Raw genomic sequence first — 17,520 nt, forward strand, 5'->3', positions numbered from 1 at the left:
AACCTCCTCGACGGCAAGGCCGGTGCCGATACCCTCGACGGCGGTGCCGGCAACGACACCTACCTCGTCGACAATGCCGGCGACACAGTGATCGAGCGCGGCACTTCGCTGGCCGAGATCGACACGGTGCTGTCGTCGATCAGCTACACCCTGGGCAGCAACCTCGAGAACCTGACCCTCACCGGCAGCGATAATCTGGACGGTACCGGCAATGCCCTGAGCAACCGCCTCGTGGGTAACAACGGCAATAACACGTTGGACGGCGGCCTCGGCGCCGACGTGATGATCGGCGGCAGTGGCAATGACACCTACATCGTCGACAACCTCAAGGACGCCATCACCGAGATCAGCACCCTGGCGAGCGAAATCGACACCGTGCGCTCCTCGGTCAGCTGGACCTTGGGCGCCAACCTGGAAAACCTCACCCTCACCGGCAGCGACAACCTCACTGGCGTCGGCAACACCCAGAACAACGTGCTGACTGGCAACGCCGGCAACAACATCCTCAACGGCGCGGCCGGACTGGACACACTGATCGGCGGCGCCGGCGACGACAGCTACGTCCTCGACCAATTCGGCGAATTGGCGCTGCTGCAGGAAACTGCCGATCAGGGTCGTGACCTGCTGAACATCGCCTACACCTCGACCCCGACCACCGGCACCGTCGACCTCAGCCAAAGCAACCTGCAAAACGTCGAAAACGTCACCCTCACCGGCCTCGGCGCCTTCACCGTGGTCGGCAATGACCTGAACAACACCCTGCTCGGCAATGCCTCCATCAACACCCTGCAAGGCGGGGCCGGCAATGACTGGCTGGATGGCGGCGTGGGCGCTGACATCCTCAGCGGTGGCAGCGGCGATGACACCTACGTCATCGACAACGCCACCGACAAGGTCATTGAACTGGCCGACGAAGGTCGTGACCTGATCAGGACGGCAGTGAGCTACACCCTGTCGACCAACGTCGAAGACGGCGTGCTGCTCGGCGCCGCCGCGTTGAACCTCACGGGCAACGAACTGGACAATAGCCTCACCGGCAACGCCGCCGCCAACGTCCTCGACGGCAAGGCCGGGGCCGACACCCTGGACGGCGGCCTCGGCGCCGACCTGATGATCGGCGGCACCGGCAACGACACCTACATCGTCGATAACCTCAAGGACGTGGTCACCGAGACCAGCACCCTGGCAAGTGAAATCGACACCGTACGTTCCTCGGTCAGTTGGACCTTGAGTGCCAACGTGGAAAATCTCATCCTTACCGGGACCAATAACCTAAACGGAGTCGGCAACGCCCTGGACAACGTGCTGAACGGCAACAGTGGGAACAACGTGCTCAACGGTGGTACGGGGCTGGATACGCTGAGCGGTGGTGCTGGCGACGACACTTATACCCTCGACCAAGCCGGCGAACTGGTGCTGCTGCAGGAAACTGCCGACCAGGGTCGCGACCTGCTGAACATCACCTATGCCTCGACTCCGACCACCAGCATCATCGACCTCAGCCAAAGCAACCTGCAGAACGTCGAGAACGTGACCCTCACCGGCCTCGGTGCCTTCACCGTTATCGGCAACGACCTGAACAACACCCTGCTCGGCAATGCCTACGTCAACGATTTGCAAGGCGGGGGCGGCAACGACTGGCTGGATGGCGGCGTGGGCGCTGACATCCTCAGCGGCGGCAATGGTGATGACACCTATGTCATTACCGATAACGCCGCTAATGTCACCGAATTGGCCGATGAAGGCCACGACCTGATCCGCACGACGGTGAGCTATATCCTGTCGGCCAACGTCGAAGACAGCGTGCTGCTCGGCGCCGCCGCGTTGAACCTCACGGGTAATGAGCTCGACAACAGCCTGACCGGCAACGCCGCCGCCAACCTCCTCGACGGCAAGACCGGCGCCGACACCCTGGACGGCGGTGCCGGCAACGACACCTACATTGTCGACAATGTCGGCGACACGGTGATCGAACGCGGCACCTTGCTGACCGAGATCGACACGGTACTGTCGTCGATCAGCTATACCTTGGGCAGTAACCTCGAGAACCTGACCCTCTCCGACACTGACCACCTCGATGGTACCGGCAATGCTCTGAACAACCGTCTGATCGGTAACTCCGGCAACAACGTTCTGGATGGCGGAATCGGCGCCGACGTGATGAGCGGCGGCAGCGGCAATGACACCTATATCGTCGACAACCTCAAGGACGTAGTCACCGAGAGCAGCCTCCTGGCGAGCGAAATCGACACCGTGCGCTCCTCGGTCAGCTGGACCCTGGGTGCCAACCTGGAAAACCTCACCCTCACCGGCAGCAATAACCTCAACGGTGTCGGCAACACCCTGAATAACGTACTGACCGGCAATAGCGGCAATAACCAACTCAATGGCGGAGCGGGCAACGACCTGCTCGACGGCGGTGCGGGCAATGACCTACTGGTGGGAGGTCTGGGCGCAGACACCCTCACGGGGGGCTCTGGTGCCGACCGGTTTATTTTCAGTTTGATAAGCGAGCTGGGCAAAGGGGCGAACAGCGATTTCATCACCGACTTCAGCAGCCTGCAGGGTGACAAAATCGACCTGTCGAAACTCGATGCCAATATCCTCACCACCGCGTTCAACGCCTTCACTTTCATTGACTCGAATGCATTCACAGGGGCAGGACAACTGCGTTTCGAAGATCATGTGCTGTACGGCAACGTCAACGGCACGCTGGGTGCAGACTTCGAAATTCAGCTGGTAGGCGTGGACACCTTTAGTGCCAACGATCTGGTGGCATGACAACGGCAGTACAATGAAAACGCCCCGACTTGTTCGGGGCGTTTTCCTTTAAGAGATGCAGTTGTCCCTCAGTTAAGACAGAACGCCCAACTCCTTCGCCCTTGCCACCGCCTGGGTCCTGCGTTCTACCCCCAACTTACTGTTGATATGACTGGCATGGGTTTTCACCGTGTGCAGCGAAATAAATAATTGATCGCTGATTTCCTGGTTCGAACACCCTTGGGCGATCAGTCGCAGAACGGCCAGTTCACGCGTACTGAGCTGTTCGGCAGCTGGCGATGATTCCATCACCGGCCGAGAGGCCATGGCTGGAAGTTTTTCCGAGAGACTTTGCGAAACGGCCGTCGGTGCACAGAGTTGAAGTTGCCCGCGCAGCCAGTCCGAGTGCTCGGTCAGCAATGGATCAAACGGTTGCAGGACGCCTCCGGCGGCCGCTTCCAAAGCCTGGGCCAGCGCCTTGCGCGCCTCGGATTCGCGCCCGCCCGCCAGCAACAGCATGATTTTCTGACTGAGCGCCATCACGCTGAGCATCTGCCGGCCGCTGTGCTGACCGTGTTCATGCAACGCATTCAATCGCCCTTCGGCGAGCATGGGCTGGCCCTTCATCATGTCCAGCACCGCCTGTTGCAGTTCAATGTGCAGCGGCAGTTGCGGATGGAACTCCGGGGGGGCCGCCGGATGCTCGCCGTTGTAAGTCTGACCCAATCGCGTGAGCCAGGCTTCGGCGAGGTCGGTGCGGCCCTGGGCCAGCCAGAGTTCGCATTTGACCAGAGTGATCATCGCCAGGTAGTAAATCGGCGGGACGTCCCAGATGTGCATCAGGCGCTCGGCCTCGGCGAGTTCGGCGAAGGCTTTTGCGAATTCGCCGTTGTGGCCATCCAGCCGTGCGATCACGCAATGGCCGATCAGTACGCTGATGTCGCGACAGGCCCGGGCTTCGCCCAACCCTGCTTGCAAACGTGCCCGCGCAGCTTGGGGTTGCAAGCGCAGAGCCAGCAAAAATCCCTCGTATAAAATCAGCCGCGCGCGCACTGCGTACAGCCGTTGCGGGGATAAGCCTTGCAGGCGTTGCAGCCCCTGGCGGACTTCATCCAGTGAGCGAAGAATCTCCCCACGCGCCTGCAGCACACGGGCGCGGTCGTAATGGGCCAGCGCCTCGAACAATGGATTGCCGACCCGTTGTGCCAGTTCAAGGGACTCACGATTCAGCCCCCGGGCACGCCAGAGGTCGCTGTCGGCAATGGCCAGGTTCGACAATGTAGAGAGGCACATCAGGCGTTGCCCATAGCGTTTGGCCGGCAGGCTCTCCAGCGCTTCGGTGCAATAGCGCAACGTCAGCTCGCGATTGCCTCGGCCCCGGGCGATGATGCCGCTCAGGGCCAGCCATTGCGCCAGCATGGATTTTTGCGCAGTAGCCGACGGCGCCGGCAAGAAGTGGCTCAAATGGCTGGCCAGCTCCTCGGCGGCGTCCAGCTGGCAGGCCAGCCCCAACGCCCAGCTGTAGAGCACGATCAGCCGTGGTGTGCTGATCAGCAAGCTGTCGGGCAGGTCCATTTTCCAGCGCAGCAGCATGCCGACGTTCTGCTCGGCCAGCAGCTGTTCTTCGGAGAGGTTTTGCACCAGATTCGCCGCAACATCCAGATGCCCGGCACGCAACGCCTGCTCCACCGCCTCATCGAGTAACCCTTGAGAGTTGAACCAGCGGCAGGCACGCAGATGCAGGCTGGCCGTCGGCACTATCGCCTGGGCGGTGGGCCGGCTGCGCAGCAGGTCGGAAAACAGGTGGTGATAGCGATACCAGTGACCGTGTTCGTCCAGCGGCACCAGAAACACCTGATGCGCCAGCAGGAAACGCAGGATCTCGGCACTGTCATGGGCTTCGCGCACGGCGTCGCACAACTCGCTGCAAAAGCGCTCTTGGGGCGCGGTCTCGTACAGGAATGACTGCACCTCGGCGGGCAGGCAATCGATCACTTCTTCGAGCAGGTAATCGCGAATCAGCCCTTCCCCACCGTACAGCGATTGGGGCAATGCGCCCTCGCTGCCCGCCTCAGAGGCCGCCAGCAACCAGAAGCGCAGCCCGGCCACCCAGCCTTCACTGCGCTGGATCAAACTCTCCAGCGCCTCGCCACGCAATGAAATGCTGTGCCGATCAAGCAGGCTCAGGGTTTCATCGTGGGTCAGTCGAAGATCCTGTTCATGTAACTCGAGCAGTTGCCGCGACAGTCGCAGGCGTGCCAGATGCCAGTCGGGACGTTGCCGACTGGTGACCATGACCAGCAGACCATCGGGTAAATGATTGAGAAAAAATTGCAGGCAACGATCAAGCACCGGGCCCTGGGCCAGATGATAGTCATCGAGTACCAGTAACAGCGGCGTAGCGGGTGAAAGGTGCACAGCCAGTTCATCGAGCAAACCGTCCAGCCATTCTTCGAAGGCGAACGGCTGATGACGTTGGCGCATTTTCAGCAGCCCCAGCGCCTGGCTGCCCAGTTGCGGAAAATATTCCTTAAGACCTTCGAGCAGGCGCTCAAGAAAACGACCGGGATCACTGTCCCGAGGGCTCAACCCTAGCCACAGGCTTTGCCAGTGACCCGGCAACCCCTGGCAAAACTCCACCGCTAATGAACTCTTGCCGAACCCCGCTGGCGCGCTGACCAGCAATAGCCTGCCACCGAGGCCGGCGCTCAGACGCTCGCACAAACGCGGCCGCAGCACATGGCCGTCGGGCAGCGGAGGCCGGAAAAAGCGTCCGTCCAATGCTGCGACGGCAACGCTTGCAGGGCCCGGAAGTGGGGACAGATCAGTCATGGCCGGCTCTTGTTTGAAAGGCTGATGGCGGCGTTACAGATGTCCGCAGCCTAGCGGTAAACGAAGAGCTATTGAAGGTCATTGCTACAAATGGCTACAAAAAGACTACGAACAGAAGTTGCCAAGCCTGAGGTGCAGTTTTTTCGACAGACCGTGTCGCTCCCTTCGCGAGCAAGCCCGATCCCACACTGGATCTCCATTGCTCACAGATTTGTATGTCCACCGAAGATCAAATGTGGGAGCTGGCTTGCTCGCGAAAGGGCCATCACAGTCACCGACTGTTTCGCGAGTCCCCCCACGTTAACAAGTGCGCCCTGATACAAAATTCCGATAAAAAAACGCCCCGAACCAGTCGGGGCGTTTTTCGAGGATGCGGCCTCGGGTTACACCGTATTAGCGAACGCCTTCCTGACGCAATGCTGCCGGCGTGAAGTCTGCGGTGCTGGCAGTGAAGCCGAAGTTATATGCCGACTTTTCTTCGTTCTTCATGCCCAGGGCCAGGTAGCGGCCCGATTGCAGGTCGTACAAGGTTTCGAGGGCGTACCACGGCACTTGCTTGTCGTAGTAGTTCTCGGAGTGAGCCTCGGCGACACGCCACAGTTGTCCGCGACCGTCGTAGTGGTCGACCACAGCTGCCTGCCAGGTGTCTTCGTCGATGTAGAAGTCACGTTTGGCGTAAATGTGACGTTGACCTTCCTTCAGGGTCGCGACCACATGCCAGACCCGACGCAGTTCATAGCGAGTCAGGTCCTGATTGATGTGACCGGCCTTGATGATGTCGGCGTACTTCAGTTGTGGTGAATCGAGCTTGTAGCTGTCGGAGGCGATGTACATCTCTTTCTTGCCTTCGAGCTTCCAGTCATAGCGATCCGGCGCACCGTTGTACATGTCCAGGTTGTCGGAGGTACGCAGGCCATCGGCAGCGGTACCCGGCCCGTCATAGGACACTTGCGGCGCACGACGCACACGGCGTTGCCCGGCGTTGTAGACCCACGCCGAACGCGGTTCTTTAACCTGGTCGAGGGTTTCGTGTACCAGCAGCACACCACCGGCCAGACGCGCCGGCGCGGTCACTTTCTGCTTGAAGTAGAACAGGATGTTGCCCGGATTTTTCGGGTCGTAATCCTTCATTTTGTCGCGGAACACGAACTGGTCCTCGAAGTACACCAGGCTGAACGAGCCGTTCGGCTGCGGTGTGGCCTGGGTTATCAGACGGGTCACACTGCCGCCGCGATAACGGGTGATGTGGTTCCAGATGACTTCAACGCCGCTTTTCGGAATCGGGAACGGGATCGCGGTTTCGAAGTTTTCCAGACCGTTGCCACCGGACACCAGGTTAGTGTTGGTGGCGTTCTTCTTGATCGAGGCGAACACTTCGTCCGGCACGGTGGCACCGCGATGGGACGGGTAGACCGGCATCTTGAAGGTTTCCGGGTAGCGCTTGAACATCGCGTACTGACCCGGCGCGAGCTTGTCCTTGTACTGGTCGACGTTTTGCGCGGTGATGGTGAACTGCGGTTTTTCACTCGCGAACGGATCAGACAGAAAACCCTTGCTGTCCACGCTACCGGCGTTTTTCGGCATGGGTTTCCAGGCCGGGATCGAACCGTCGGCGTTACCCGCCATCTCGGCGCCCATCGGGGTCAGGCTCTTGCCCAGCTTGTCCGCTTCGGCCGCAGGAACCGCCGCCATGACACCGGTTGCCAGCAGCGACAGCCCCAGAACGCCAACGTGGAACAGACTCTTTGTTATTTTCATAAATGTGTTCGTCCTGAAAATACAGTGCTTAGAAGTTCACGCCGAAGCTGAGCGCAACGAAGTCGCGATCATCCACGGTGGTGTACTTGCCGTCGAAGAAGTTGGTGTACGCCAGGCTCGCGGTGTAGGTGTTCTGGTATTCGGCGTCGACCCCCAGGCTCACCGCTTTACGACCTTCCTCGAAGTTGCCGCCAGGGCCAGGCGAGTAACCGCTCACGTCATGGGACCAGGCCACGTTCGGCTTGAGGTTCACACCGGCGAACACATCGTTGTAATCCCAGATGGCGCGACCGCGATAACCCCACGACATCGACGTGGTGAAGCCCTCGTCTTCGCAATTACGGCTGCGGTTGTTGGTTGCAGTACCTGCGCCGGCACCGTTGATGGTGCTGGTGTTGAGGATCGCCGAACAGGTGTTGAGGCCGCCGGTAGCCGGCAGTTCACCAGGACCGTAGACCGGGTCACGGCCGTAACGGATTTCGGAGCTGCTTTCCAGGCCGCCAACATGGGTCACGCCCACTTCGCCCACCAGGGTCAGACGGCTGGCGCCCATGACCTGATCGAAGAAGTGCGTCAGCGTGGTCTGGAACTGGGTGATTTCCTTGCGGCGATAGCCGTGCAAATCCTGACCCGGTACACCGGGGAGCAGCGAAGCGTTGGCCAAGGCACCGCCCAATGGGCGTACACCGGCAAACAGGATATCGGTGGAGTTGAGCTGCACCGGCGCGTTCGGACGGTAGCTGATCTCACCGCTCCATGCCGTACCGGTAGGCAGCGTGGTGGAGAAGCTCAAGCCGTAGAGACGGATGTCTTCCGGGTATTCGACGAAGTACTCGGAATTACCGGCGACCACCAGCGGCCCCAGCGCACGGAACGCCGCCGGCAAAGCTGCCACGCCGTTGTAGATCGATTGCGGAGCTCCCGTGGCGCTGAAGATCGGTGCACGGCTGTGGTAGTTCATGAAGTACGCGCCGAACTCGGTATCGAGCGGATCGAACATGTACTTCAAGGACGCGCCCCACTGGCCGCTGTCCCGCGCATCGCGGTCAGGACCACGACGCACCAGTACACCTTCTTCGTTGACGTCGACGCCCGCGTTGGCCAATGGGCCCAATGCGATGGCCGGAATGGTCGAGCGCTTGTTCAGCACGCGCAGGTTATTGTCGCAACCGTCGGCAATGATGTCCGGCTGGGAGAAGAAGGTGCCGCAGTTATCGACAACCGTCTGGTCCCATTCGAGCTGATAGAACGCTTCAGCCGACAGGTTGTCGGTCAGGCTTTGGGATACATAGAACATGTTGACCGGGATCAGGCCTTCCTTGACCTCGGCGCCAGGACGACGGAACGCGGACACGTCAATCGGGTTGATCGAGTTGATGCCGCCGCCGATGAAAGTACTTTCCCCCCAGCTCACGACCTGCTTGCCCAGACGCACGGAACCCGGCTGATCGGCGATGGCGTAGTTGTGGTAGACGAAGGCGTCGAGGATCTGGCCGCCGGAGGACTTGGCGCCCTCCTTGCGGTTGCTGTCGCTGATGTCTTTGAACTCGCGGCTTTCATCCTTGAGCTCGAAGTCGTACCAGTATTTGCCCCGGACGAAGACACCGGTGTCGCCGTATTTCAATTCAAGGTCATGGATGCCCTTGAAGATCTTCGAGAAGGTTTCGCCGCTCTTGAAGTTGTTGTGACCGTCATCAGACGTCTGGGACAGGCCGTGGCCCCCGTTATTGACGCCGATGAGGTTCTTGTTCGGGCTCTGAGTAGACCAACTGGCTCCGATCGACAGGGATGAGTCGAATTGACCCTCGATCTCACCGACGTTGAAACTGACGCCGAATGCAGGCCCGGCGAGCGAAGAGGCAAGACTGACCGCCAGGGGCAGTTTCGCCCGGCGCCAGAACTGGTTTACTGATGTCATCGACGCTACTCCATGTGCATTATTGTTATGGCTGAGTACTTTTAAAAACGTTGTGGGTGACCGCAAGCCAAGTGGTTCCGACGTCACGCCAAAGTTGCATCGCCCCGTTTTGTGCGCGCGCTCCGTTCTTAAAAATTCCTTGAGCGGACTATAGCCAGCAGGTAGTAGTGCTTGATCCCTCTAAAGTGTGATTTGCAGCTGCCGGCCACTCTGGAACAGTCCTTTCGCCAGTCCGACACATGTCGGCACGGCAAGGATGGCTGAAAATTCGGATTTCACAAGCCAAGCGCTTGCTTGGTGGGTCTGGCGCGCCGTTTTCGGCGCGCCAGATGACGCTTAAAGCGTCGAGAGGAAGGTACTGTTGTTAGCCTGCCATTCGGTGATGTCGACGCGGATGCGCTTCTTGTCGAGTTTGCCGACACTGGTCTTGGGAATTTCAGTAACAATGGCGATCTGGCTCGGGATGGCCCACTTGCTCAGGTGCCCCTGCTCAACGAACGGCTTGAGGTGCTCCTTGAGTTCCTTGGCCCCGATCTCATGCCCTTCCCTGACGACCAACAGCGCAAACGGCCGCTCGCCCCACTGCGGATCGGCGATGCCCACCACTGCTACTTCGCGTACCGCAGGGTGGCGGCTGATCAGGTCTTCCAGGTCCAGGGAGGAGATCCACTCGCCGCCGGTCTTGATCACGTCCTTGATCCGGTCGCGAATGTCGATCACGCCCATGCTGTCCAGGGTCGCCACGTCGCCGGTGTGCAACCAGCCCCCGGCCCAGAGCTCTGCGCCTTTCTGCGGTTCGTTGAAATAGCCCTCGGTGAGCCACGGTGCTCGCAGCACCAGTTCGCCCTGGGTCTCGCCATCGGCAGGCAGGAAGTTGCCGTCGGTGTCGACGATCGCCGCCTCGACCAATGGGCCCGGCACACCGGCCTTGATCCGGTAGGTGGTGCGTTCGTCTTCGGTGCCTGCCATCAGCTCATCGTTGAGGTGCGCGCACGATACCAATGGCCCGGTTTCCGACATGCCGTAAGCCGCGGTCAACTGAATGCCCTTGGCTTTGGCTGCTTCATACAGCGCACGGTTGAGCGCACTGCCGCCGATGACGATTTTCCAGCCGCCGAAATCGGTGTTTTGCGCCGCTTTGGCATTGAGGAGCATTTGCAGAATGGTCGGCACGCAATGGGAAAAGGTCACCTTCTCCTTGCGCCACAGTTCCACCAGATACTCGGGGTCGTAACGGCCGGGGTAGACCTGCTTGAGCCCGAGCATGGTCGCTACATACGGCAAACCCCAGGCGTGCACATGGAACATCGGGGTGATCGGCATGTACACATCGTTGGTACCCAGCAGGCGCACGCTGTCGATGGAACCCATGATGGTCGACACGCCCATGGTGTGCAGCACCAGTTGGCGATGGGTGAAATACACGCCTTTGGGGTTACCCGTGGTGCCAGTGGTGTAGAACGTGGTAGCGACCGAGTTTTCGTCGAAGTCTTCAAAGTCGTACTGCGGGCTCGCGGCGGCCAGCAATTGCTCGTACTCGCCAATCAGGTTCGGCAGGTCGGCGGTTTTTTCCGGCAGGTCGGTCAACAGCAGGGTTTTCTCCACGGTGGTCAGGTGCCCGGCAATCGCCTTGTACAGCCCGACGAACTCGCTGTTGACCAGCACGAAGCGGTCCTCGGCGTGGTTCATGGTGTAGAGAATCTGTTCCGGCGACAGGCGCACGTTGATGGTATGGATCACCGCACCGATCATCGGGATGGCAAACATGCATTCCAGATAGCGATGGCTGTCCCAGTCCATCACCGCCACGGTATCCCCGGCCTTTACGCCTGCGGCCGTCAGCACATTGGCCAGCCGCGCGACCCGCTCGATGAGGGTCGGATAGCTGTAGCGCAATTGATCGCGGTAGATGATCTCGCGGGTTTTTTCGTAACGGGCACCGGACATCAGCAGCCGTTTAATCAACAGCGGATACCGGTAAGCGCCCTCGGCTGGGGGGATAACGCGAGTCTGCAACATAAGAGTCCCTTTTCTGACTGCACGGTCTTGGTTTCTAAAGCTAAGCACTCTAGAGCCCTTGAACGCCAGCCAAATCAGCCAAAGGGATGATTTGCACAGCTGTATAAATGCTAGCTTTGCGCCATTACTTGCAGGAATTCATCAGCCGTTACACCGCTTTTCCCACGGCCGCCTCGGATGGTGTCCGGGGGAAAACCACTGCTGCCACGAAGGTCAACGCGGCAAAAACCGCCAATATCAGGTAAAGGCCTACAAAACCTTGGCGCGGTTCGACGAACGAAATCAGCGGAATGGCGCTAGCACTGGCACCGAACGATAAACAGTAACGCAGCGCGAAGACTCGGGACTGCCATTGCGGCGCGACGAAGTTGGCGACCATCGCATCATTCACCGTGACCTGGCCAAACACCACGAACATGAACGCCGCGCCCAGCGCTATCACGGCCCAACCGTCGACATAGGCCAACCCGAACAACAGCGGCGCCTGGCAAAGCGTCAACACCATAAACGGCCATTTCAGACTGAAATGATGCAAGACCCGACCGATGCTCAACTGCGCCACGGCACCGAAGGCATACGCCAGGCTGACCACGACGCCAAGAGTTTGCGGTGAAGCGAACAAATCGTGCAGGCGCTCCTGAAACAGTTTCGGATAGGTCATGGTCGTGGCGTTGAACACCACACCGCCGGTCGCGGTGGCCAAGGCCAGTACGCCGAACACCATGAACATGGAAATCCGCTGGCCAGCCGCACCTTTGAGCGGCATATGCGGACGCATCGGGATCGGTTCTTCGCGCACCTGAAACACGAAACCGATGCCCAGCACAATCGCCACCACGCCGGGCAAAATGAATGCCGAACGCCAGCCGAACTGCGCCACCAGCAACCCGGTGATCAACGCCGAAAATGCCACGCCGAGGTTGCCCCACATACCGTTGATACCGATTTCCCGGCCGCGATGCTGCGCGTAAGCCACCAGCATCGCGGTGCCTACCGGGTGATAGATCGCGGCGAAAATTCCGATCAGCGTCAGGCCGAGTACCAGCATCGGTGCGCTGCTGCTCACGCCGGTAAAGATTGCCGAGGCGCCAATGCCGAAAAAAAATACCAGCATCATTTTCCGTCGGCTCCAGTGATCCCCCAGCCAACCGGCCGGCAGCGAACAGGCGCCAAAGGCAATGAAACCGCCGAGGGACAGGCCGATCAGCGTTGCGTAGTCCAGCGCGAAGGCCTGGGTCATGCCGAGAATGGCGGCGGGAAAAATCAGCATGAACATGTGATCGATCACATGGGCTGCGTTGATATAGCGGAGGACATTTCTAGTCTGGTTCATCGCGGCACGCTTACGTTGTAGTGAGCGGCTTATGCTAAGTTGGCGAAAAAGAGCATTCCTGACAACAAAGTCATTGGATCTGACATGTTAATCAGCCATTTCCTGCACGGGCCGGTCAGCGCCTATCCGCGAGATTACGCGGACGGCGCTCACCAGGAGCTACATCAACACCGCGAAGCGCAGTTGCTGTACGCCGTTTGCGGCACCATGCGAGTGGTCACGGAGCAAGGTGCCTGGGTCATTCCACCGACCCGAGCCGTATGGATTCCGCCATTGGTGGCGCATGAGATTTTCATGTCGGGCGCGGTGCGCATGCGTTCGCTGTTCATTGCCCCCGAACTGTCGCCGTCAACTCTGCAACAGTGCTGTGTGCTGGCCGTCACACCGCTGCTGCGCGAGCTGATCCTGCGCGCGGTGCAAGGTCCGCGACACGCGGAAAACTCACTGATTCAGAAGCTGATGCTGGAAGAGATCGCCAGCCTGGAAAACCTTCCGCTACACATTCCAATGCCCGAAGATCGACGCCTGCTGGGCATCTGCCTGGCGCTGATGCGCGCACCGGAGCATTCCAACACCCTGGAAGACTGGGCACAGCAGGTCGGCGCCAGTTCTCGAACCTTGGCGAGGCTGTTCCAGCAACAACTGAAGATGAACTTCAATGCCTGGCGCCAGCAACTGCGCCTGATGGAAGCCCTGCCGCGCCTGCTCGCCGGGGAAAGCGTGCAGAGCGTGGCGCGCGATCTGGGCTACGGCAGTGCTCGGGCGTTCAGCGCGATGTTTCGCCGTTTGCTCGGGGAAAACCCTCGGGAATACCTGAACGCGCTGAACAAATTGAGCGAGCTCAATCCCCCGTAGACACTCAGCGCGATCAATGCATCTCGGTGAACGCGAGTTTCACGCCGATGGCAATCAGCACCGCGCCCATGGTCCGGTCGAACCAGTGGCCCATGCGGGCGAAACCGGCGCGCACACGTTGTTGGCTGAACAGCATCGCCACCAGGCAGAACCAGACTGCCGTCGCTGCGGCCAGATAAATCCCGTAACCGGCCTGTACCGCCAATGGTGTGTGCGGGTTGATCACCACGGTGAACAGCGACAGGAAAAACAGCGTGGCTTTCGGGTTCAGGCCGTTGGTCACGAAACCCGAAGTGAAGGCGCCCCGTGCGGTGCGCTCGCCGGCTTCCTGGTGCAGATCATCCGCTACCGGTTTGGCCGGTTGCGCGCGCAGGGCCTTGAAGCCGATGTACAGCAGGTACGCGGCGGCGGCCCATTTCAAGGAATTGAACAGCACGATCGACTGGGACACGATCAGCCCGATGCCCAACAACGAATAACCGACGTGCAGGAAAATCGCCGAGCCGACGCCCAGTGCTGTCCAGGTCCCGGCACGGCGACCGTGGGTCACGCTCTCACGCACCACCACGGCAAAGTCCGGGCCGGGGCTGGCGACGGCCAGCAGGTGAATCAGGGCAACGGTCAAGAACTCTGTCCAGTACATGGGGGCTCCTTTTGGGCAGGGCGATCAATAAAAAATTCTGAGGCCGACTTCGCCTCTGTGGCGAGGGAGCTTGCTCCCGTTCGGCTGCGAAGCAGTCGTAAAACCGGATGACACGGTATGTCTGACAATACACGGTCGCCTGGGTTGGGGCCGCTGCGCAGCCCAGCGGGAGCAAGCTCCCTCGCCACAGGTTTGTGCCAGGCCAGACAATGCGTAACTGTTTATTTCATCTGGTAGGCTCGGCAGATTACGCCTTCAGTTCAATGCACAAAAGGTACAGTTGATGACGAACTCTCGCCGCGCCGTTTTCCTCGACCATCCGTCCCTGGACCTCGGCGATCTCGATCTCAGTCCGTTGCGTGATTGCTTCAGCGAATTGGAGTTGTTCGCGCAGACCACGCCTGATCAGGTGATCCAACGCCTCAAAGGCGCCAGCGTCGCCATCAGCAACAAGATTGTGATCGACGCAGCGGCCATGGCGGCCAGCCCCGAATTGAAGCTGATCCTGATCACCGCCACCGGTACCAACAACGTCGACCTCGCCGCCGCTCGCACCCACGGGATCACCGTTTGCAACTGTCAGGGTTACGGCACGCCGTCGGTGGCTCAGCACACGATCATGTTGTTGCTCAATTTGGCGACGCGCCTGGCTGACTATCAAAAAGCCGTCGCCGAAGGTCGCTGGCAACAGGCGAAACAATTCTGCCTGCTTGATTACCCGATCGTCGAACTCGAAGGCAAAACCCTCGGCCTGCTTGGCCACGGTGAACTCGGCAGTGCCGTGGCGCGGTTGGCCGAGGCGTTCGGCATGCGCGTGTTGCTGGGGCAGATTCCGGGGCGCCCTGCCCGACCGGATCGTTTGCCGCTGGATGAACTGCTGCCGCAAATCGACGCCCTGACCCTGCACTGCCCGCTCAACGAACACACTCGCCACTTTATCGGCGCTCGTGAACTGGCCTCGATGAAACCCGGTGCTTTCGTGGTCAACACCGCGCGCGGCGGTTTGATTGACGAACAAGCATTGGCCGACGCCCTGCGCAACGGTCACTTGGGCGGCGCGGCCACCGACGTGTTGAGCGTCGAACCACCCACCGCGGGCAATCCGTTGCTGGCCCAGGATATTCCACGGCTGATCGTCACCCCGCACAACGCCTGGGGCAGTCGCGAGGCGCGGCAAAGAATCGTTGGCCAGTTGACCGAAAACGCCCAAGGCTACTTCAGCGGTCAAGCGCTGCGGGTCGTCAGTTGATAAACTGCGGCACTTTTTTTCCAGGAGCAGAGTATGGATCCGCGCAGTGAAGTACTGCTTCGTCAGGCCGAGTTATTCCAGGGTTCGGTGCTGCTGGCCGGTTTGCCCGCCGATGATTTGCTGGGCCGCTTACCCGATGCCCATGGTTGGTGCTGGCACGCCGGCGATCAAGCAGCGCTGGACGCCCGTTTCGCCGAGCGCAGCCATTTCGGCGTGAATGCGCCGGAGCGCGAGTTCGACAGCGCCGTGGTGTTTCTGCCCAAGGCCAAAGACCTGACCGACTACATCCTCAACGCCCTCGCCTCTCGTTTGGCTGGCCGTGAGTTGTACCTGGTGGGCGAAAAACGTAGTGGTATCGAAGGCGCGGCCAAGCAGTTGAACCCCTTCGGCAAACCCCGCAAGCTCGACAGCGCACGGCATTGCCAGCTCTGGCAAGTCACCGTGGCCAATGCACCAGAAGCCAAATCGCTGGAAAGCCTGGCACAGACCTACGAACTGCCACTCGCCGAAGGCCCATTGAAAGTCATCAGCCTGCCGGGCGTGTTCAGCCATGGTCGACTGGATCGCGGCAGCGCCCTGTTGCTGGAACATCTGGACAAACTGCCCAGCGGCCACTTGCTGGACTTCGGTTGCGGCGCGGGTGTGTTGGGGGCGGCGGTCAAGCGGCGTTATCCACACAACCAGGTCACCCTGCTCGATGTGGACGCGTTTGCTGCCGCCAGCAGTCGCCTGACCCTGGCCGCCAACGGCCTGGACGCGGAGGTGATGACCGGTGACGGCATCGATGCCGCGCCCATGGGTTTGAGCGCGATTCTGAGCAACCCACCGTTCCATGTCGGCGTACACACCGATTACTTCGCCACCGAAAACTTGCTGCGAAAAGCGGCTAAACATCTGAAAAACGGCGGCGAACTTCGGCTGGTAGCGAACAGCTTCCTGAAGTATCAACCGCTGATCGAAGAGCACTTAGGCGTGTGTGCAATCAAGGCTGAAGGACAAGGTTTCCGAATCTACCGGGCCAAGCGCGGCTGAAACCGCTTTTGCAAAAGAGGGCTTGCCCCAGAGCGACGAAGATCCTTGTGGGAGCGTGGCTTGCCCGCGAAAAATGCACCGCGATTTTTCAGGTGTTACTCGGCATCGTTCTTCGCGGGCAAGCCTCGCTCCCACAGGTTCTGCAACTTAACTACCGACATTGGGGCTTGCCCAATCGGATTTGCCTAGGCAGAATCCGCTCCGTCCTAGGGGAGTAGTCTCCCACGAGCGCCATGCTCGTCCGGCATACGTCAACATACTTGGTCAAAAGACCATGGCGTATGCGACCCAAGCGTCCGCATCAGACGGATCGCAGGGTTTGACAAGACCTATGACACGAACACCTTACCCGGGGCGGGAAGGCTGTACGTGTCATAGCCGTGTCGACCCGCCCCTTAGGAAAACCCTGATGATGTTGGACTCTCTACTCGTTCCCACCGCAATCGTTGCCTTGGCCGAAATCGGCGACAAGACGCAACTGCTCGCGCTCATTCTTGCTGCCCGCTTTCGCAAACCCTGGCCGATCATCGCCGGCATCGTCGCCGCGACCCTGGCCAACCATGCGGCCGCCGGCGCGGTAGGCGCCTGGTTCGGCAGTTTCTTCTCGAATGCGACGTTGCACTGGATCCTCGCCGCGAGCTTTACCGCCACGGCCCTGTGGACGCTGGTGCCGGACAAGATGGACGAAGACGAAGCCAGCACCGCCCGCAAATTCGGGCCGTTCCTGACCACGCTGATTGCGTTCTTCCTCGCGGAAATGGGCGACAAGACCCAAGTCGCAACCGTGATGCTCGCTGCACAATACCCGGACCTGTGGCTGGTGATCATCGGCACAACCGCCGGGATGTTGATTGCTAACGTGCCGGTGGTACTGGCAGGTAACTTTGCGGCAGACAAACTGCCCTTGACCCTGATCCGTCGCCTGGCGGCGTCGGCATTCCTGATCCTGGCGATTGTTGCGGTGTACAAGGCGATGCAGAGCAGTGGGTGGGTTTGACGCGGTAGGTCGTTAGACCGCGTTATCGTTCTTCGCGAGCAAGCCCGCTTGTATGCTGGGACTTGAAGGGAGGAGGAGGGACAAAGCCCGATTCTGACTGTTGACGCAGTACAGATCCGTGGGA

11 protein-coding genes and 1 riboswitch are annotated in these 17,520 nt (G+C 60.1%); of the genes, 5 read left to right on the forward strand and 6 right to left on the reverse strand.

Annotated elements, in window-relative coordinates:
- On the forward strand, positions 1-2,781 hold a 2,781-nt coding region (locus ACZ9IM_RS30130; protein ID WP_476225813.1), incomplete at its 5' end, for a beta strand repeat-containing protein.
- 72 nt (positions 2,782-2,853) lie between these two features.
- Here the strand turns inward: ACZ9IM_RS30130 and ACZ9IM_RS30135 are convergent.
- From ACZ9IM_RS30135 to ACZ9IM_RS30155, 5 genes are all read right to left on the reverse strand, one after another.
- Positions 2,854-5,592 (reverse strand): winged helix-turn-helix domain-containing protein, encoded by a 2,739-nt coding sequence (locus tag ACZ9IM_RS30135; RefSeq protein ID WP_476225814.1) that lies wholly within the window; start codon positions 5,590-5,592, stop codon positions 2,854-2,856.
- A 393-nt stretch (positions 5,593-5,985) separates the two neighbouring features.
- Positions 5,986-7,350, reverse strand: coding sequence for a DUF1329 domain-containing protein (locus tag ACZ9IM_RS30140; protein ID WP_008072127.1), 1,365 nt, complete (start codon positions 7,348-7,350; stop codon positions 5,986-5,988).
- Between the two features lie 28 nt (positions 7,351-7,378).
- Complete coding sequence (locus ACZ9IM_RS30145) at positions 7,379-9,268, reverse strand: DUF1302 domain-containing protein (protein ID WP_192345491.1); 1,890 nt, start codon at positions 9,266-9,268, stop codon at positions 7,379-7,381.
- 336 nt (positions 9,269-9,604) lie between these two features.
- Positions 9,605-11,287, reverse strand: a complete 1,683-nt coding sequence (locus tag ACZ9IM_RS30150) for a fatty acid--CoA ligase (RefSeq protein WP_476225815.1) — start codon at positions 11,285-11,287, stop codon at positions 9,605-9,607.
- A gap of 148 nt (positions 11,288-11,435) precedes the next feature.
- Positions 11,436-12,620 carry an MFS transporter gene (locus tag ACZ9IM_RS30155; protein WP_476225816.1) on the reverse strand — a complete coding sequence of 395 codons (1,185 nt, stop codon included), beginning with the start codon at positions 12,618-12,620 and terminating at the stop codon, positions 11,436-11,438.
- Between the two features lie 84 nt (positions 12,621-12,704).
- Between ACZ9IM_RS30155 and ACZ9IM_RS30160 the strand changes: the two genes are divergently transcribed.
- On the forward strand, positions 12,705-13,475 hold the full coding sequence (locus ACZ9IM_RS30160) for an AraC family transcriptional regulator (protein ID WP_476225817.1): 771 nt from the start codon (positions 12,705-12,707) through the stop codon (positions 13,473-13,475).
- A 13-nt stretch (positions 13,476-13,488) separates the two neighbouring features.
- On the opposite strand, the gene ACZ9IM_RS30165 is transcribed toward ACZ9IM_RS30160, so the two are convergent.
- Positions 13,489-14,118: a LysE family translocator gene (locus tag ACZ9IM_RS30165; RefSeq protein ID WP_427627162.1), complete on the reverse strand. Its 630-nt coding sequence runs from the start codon at positions 14,116-14,118 to the stop codon at positions 13,489-13,491.
- A 283-nt stretch (positions 14,119-14,401) separates the two neighbouring features.
- Here ACZ9IM_RS30165 and ACZ9IM_RS30170 point away from each other — a divergent pair, with 283 nt between their 5' ends.
- The 3 genes from ACZ9IM_RS30170 to ACZ9IM_RS30180 all read left to right on the forward strand — a co-directional run bounded on the left by ACZ9IM_RS30170 (position 14,402) and on the right by ACZ9IM_RS30180 (position 17,396).
- Complete coding sequence (locus tag ACZ9IM_RS30170; protein ID WP_427627160.1) at positions 14,402-15,367, forward strand: 2-hydroxyacid dehydrogenase; 966 nt, start codon at positions 14,402-14,404, stop codon at positions 15,365-15,367.
- A gap of 33 nt (positions 15,368-15,400) precedes the next feature.
- On the forward strand, positions 15,401-16,399 hold the full coding sequence (locus ACZ9IM_RS30175; RefSeq protein WP_476225818.1) for a methyltransferase: 999 nt from the start codon (positions 15,401-15,403) through the stop codon (positions 16,397-16,399).
- Between the two features lie 196 nt (positions 16,400-16,595).
- Positions 16,596-16,720, forward strand: a riboswitch (yybP-ykoY riboswitch).
- A gap of 91 nt (positions 16,721-16,811) precedes the next feature.
- Positions 16,812-17,396, forward strand: coding sequence for a TMEM165/GDT1 family protein (locus ACZ9IM_RS30180; RefSeq protein ID WP_032830419.1), 585 nt, complete (start codon positions 16,812-16,814; stop codon positions 17,394-17,396).
- The last annotated feature ends 124 nt before the right edge of the window (positions 17,397-17,520 follow it).

This window comes from Pseudomonas sp. TE12508, assembly GCF_056279485.1.

What these genes read in the sequence shown, in the direction of transcription:
- ACZ9IM_RS30135 (WP_476225814.1), bottom strand. Translation starts at nt 5,592, where the DNA reads ATGACTGATCTGTCCCCACTTCCGGGCCCTGCAAGCGTTGCCGTCGCA.
- ACZ9IM_RS30140 (WP_008072127.1), bottom strand. Translation starts at nt 7,350, where the DNA reads ATGAAAATAACAAAGAGTCTGTTCCACGTTGGCGTTCTGGGGCTGTCG.
- ACZ9IM_RS30145 (WP_192345491.1), bottom strand. Translation starts at nt 9,268, where the DNA reads ATGACATCAGTAAACCAGTTCTGGCGCCGGGCGAAACTGCCCCTGGCG.
- ACZ9IM_RS30150 (WP_476225815.1), bottom strand. Translation starts at nt 11,287, where the DNA reads ATGTTGCAGACTCGCGTTATCCCCCCAGCCGAGGGCGCTTACCGGTAT.
- ACZ9IM_RS30155 (WP_476225816.1), bottom strand. Translation starts at nt 12,620, where the DNA reads ATGAACCAGACTAGAAATGTCCTCCGCTATATCAACGCAGCCCATGTG.
- ACZ9IM_RS30160 (WP_476225817.1), top strand. Translation starts at nt 12,705, where the DNA reads ATGTTAATCAGCCATTTCCTGCACGGGCCGGTCAGCGCCTATCCGCGA.
- ACZ9IM_RS30165 (WP_427627162.1), bottom strand. Translation starts at nt 14,118, where the DNA reads ATGTACTGGACAGAGTTCTTGACCGTTGCCCTGATTCACCTGCTGGCC.
- ACZ9IM_RS30170 (WP_427627160.1), top strand. Translation starts at nt 14,402, where the DNA reads ATGACGAACTCTCGCCGCGCCGTTTTCCTCGACCATCCGTCCCTGGAC.
- ACZ9IM_RS30175 (WP_476225818.1), top strand. Translation starts at nt 15,401, where the DNA reads ATGGATCCGCGCAGTGAAGTACTGCTTCGTCAGGCCGAGTTATTCCAG.
- ACZ9IM_RS30180 (WP_032830419.1), top strand. Translation starts at nt 16,812, where the DNA reads ATGTTGGACTCTCTACTCGTTCCCACCGCAATCGTTGCCTTGGCCGAA.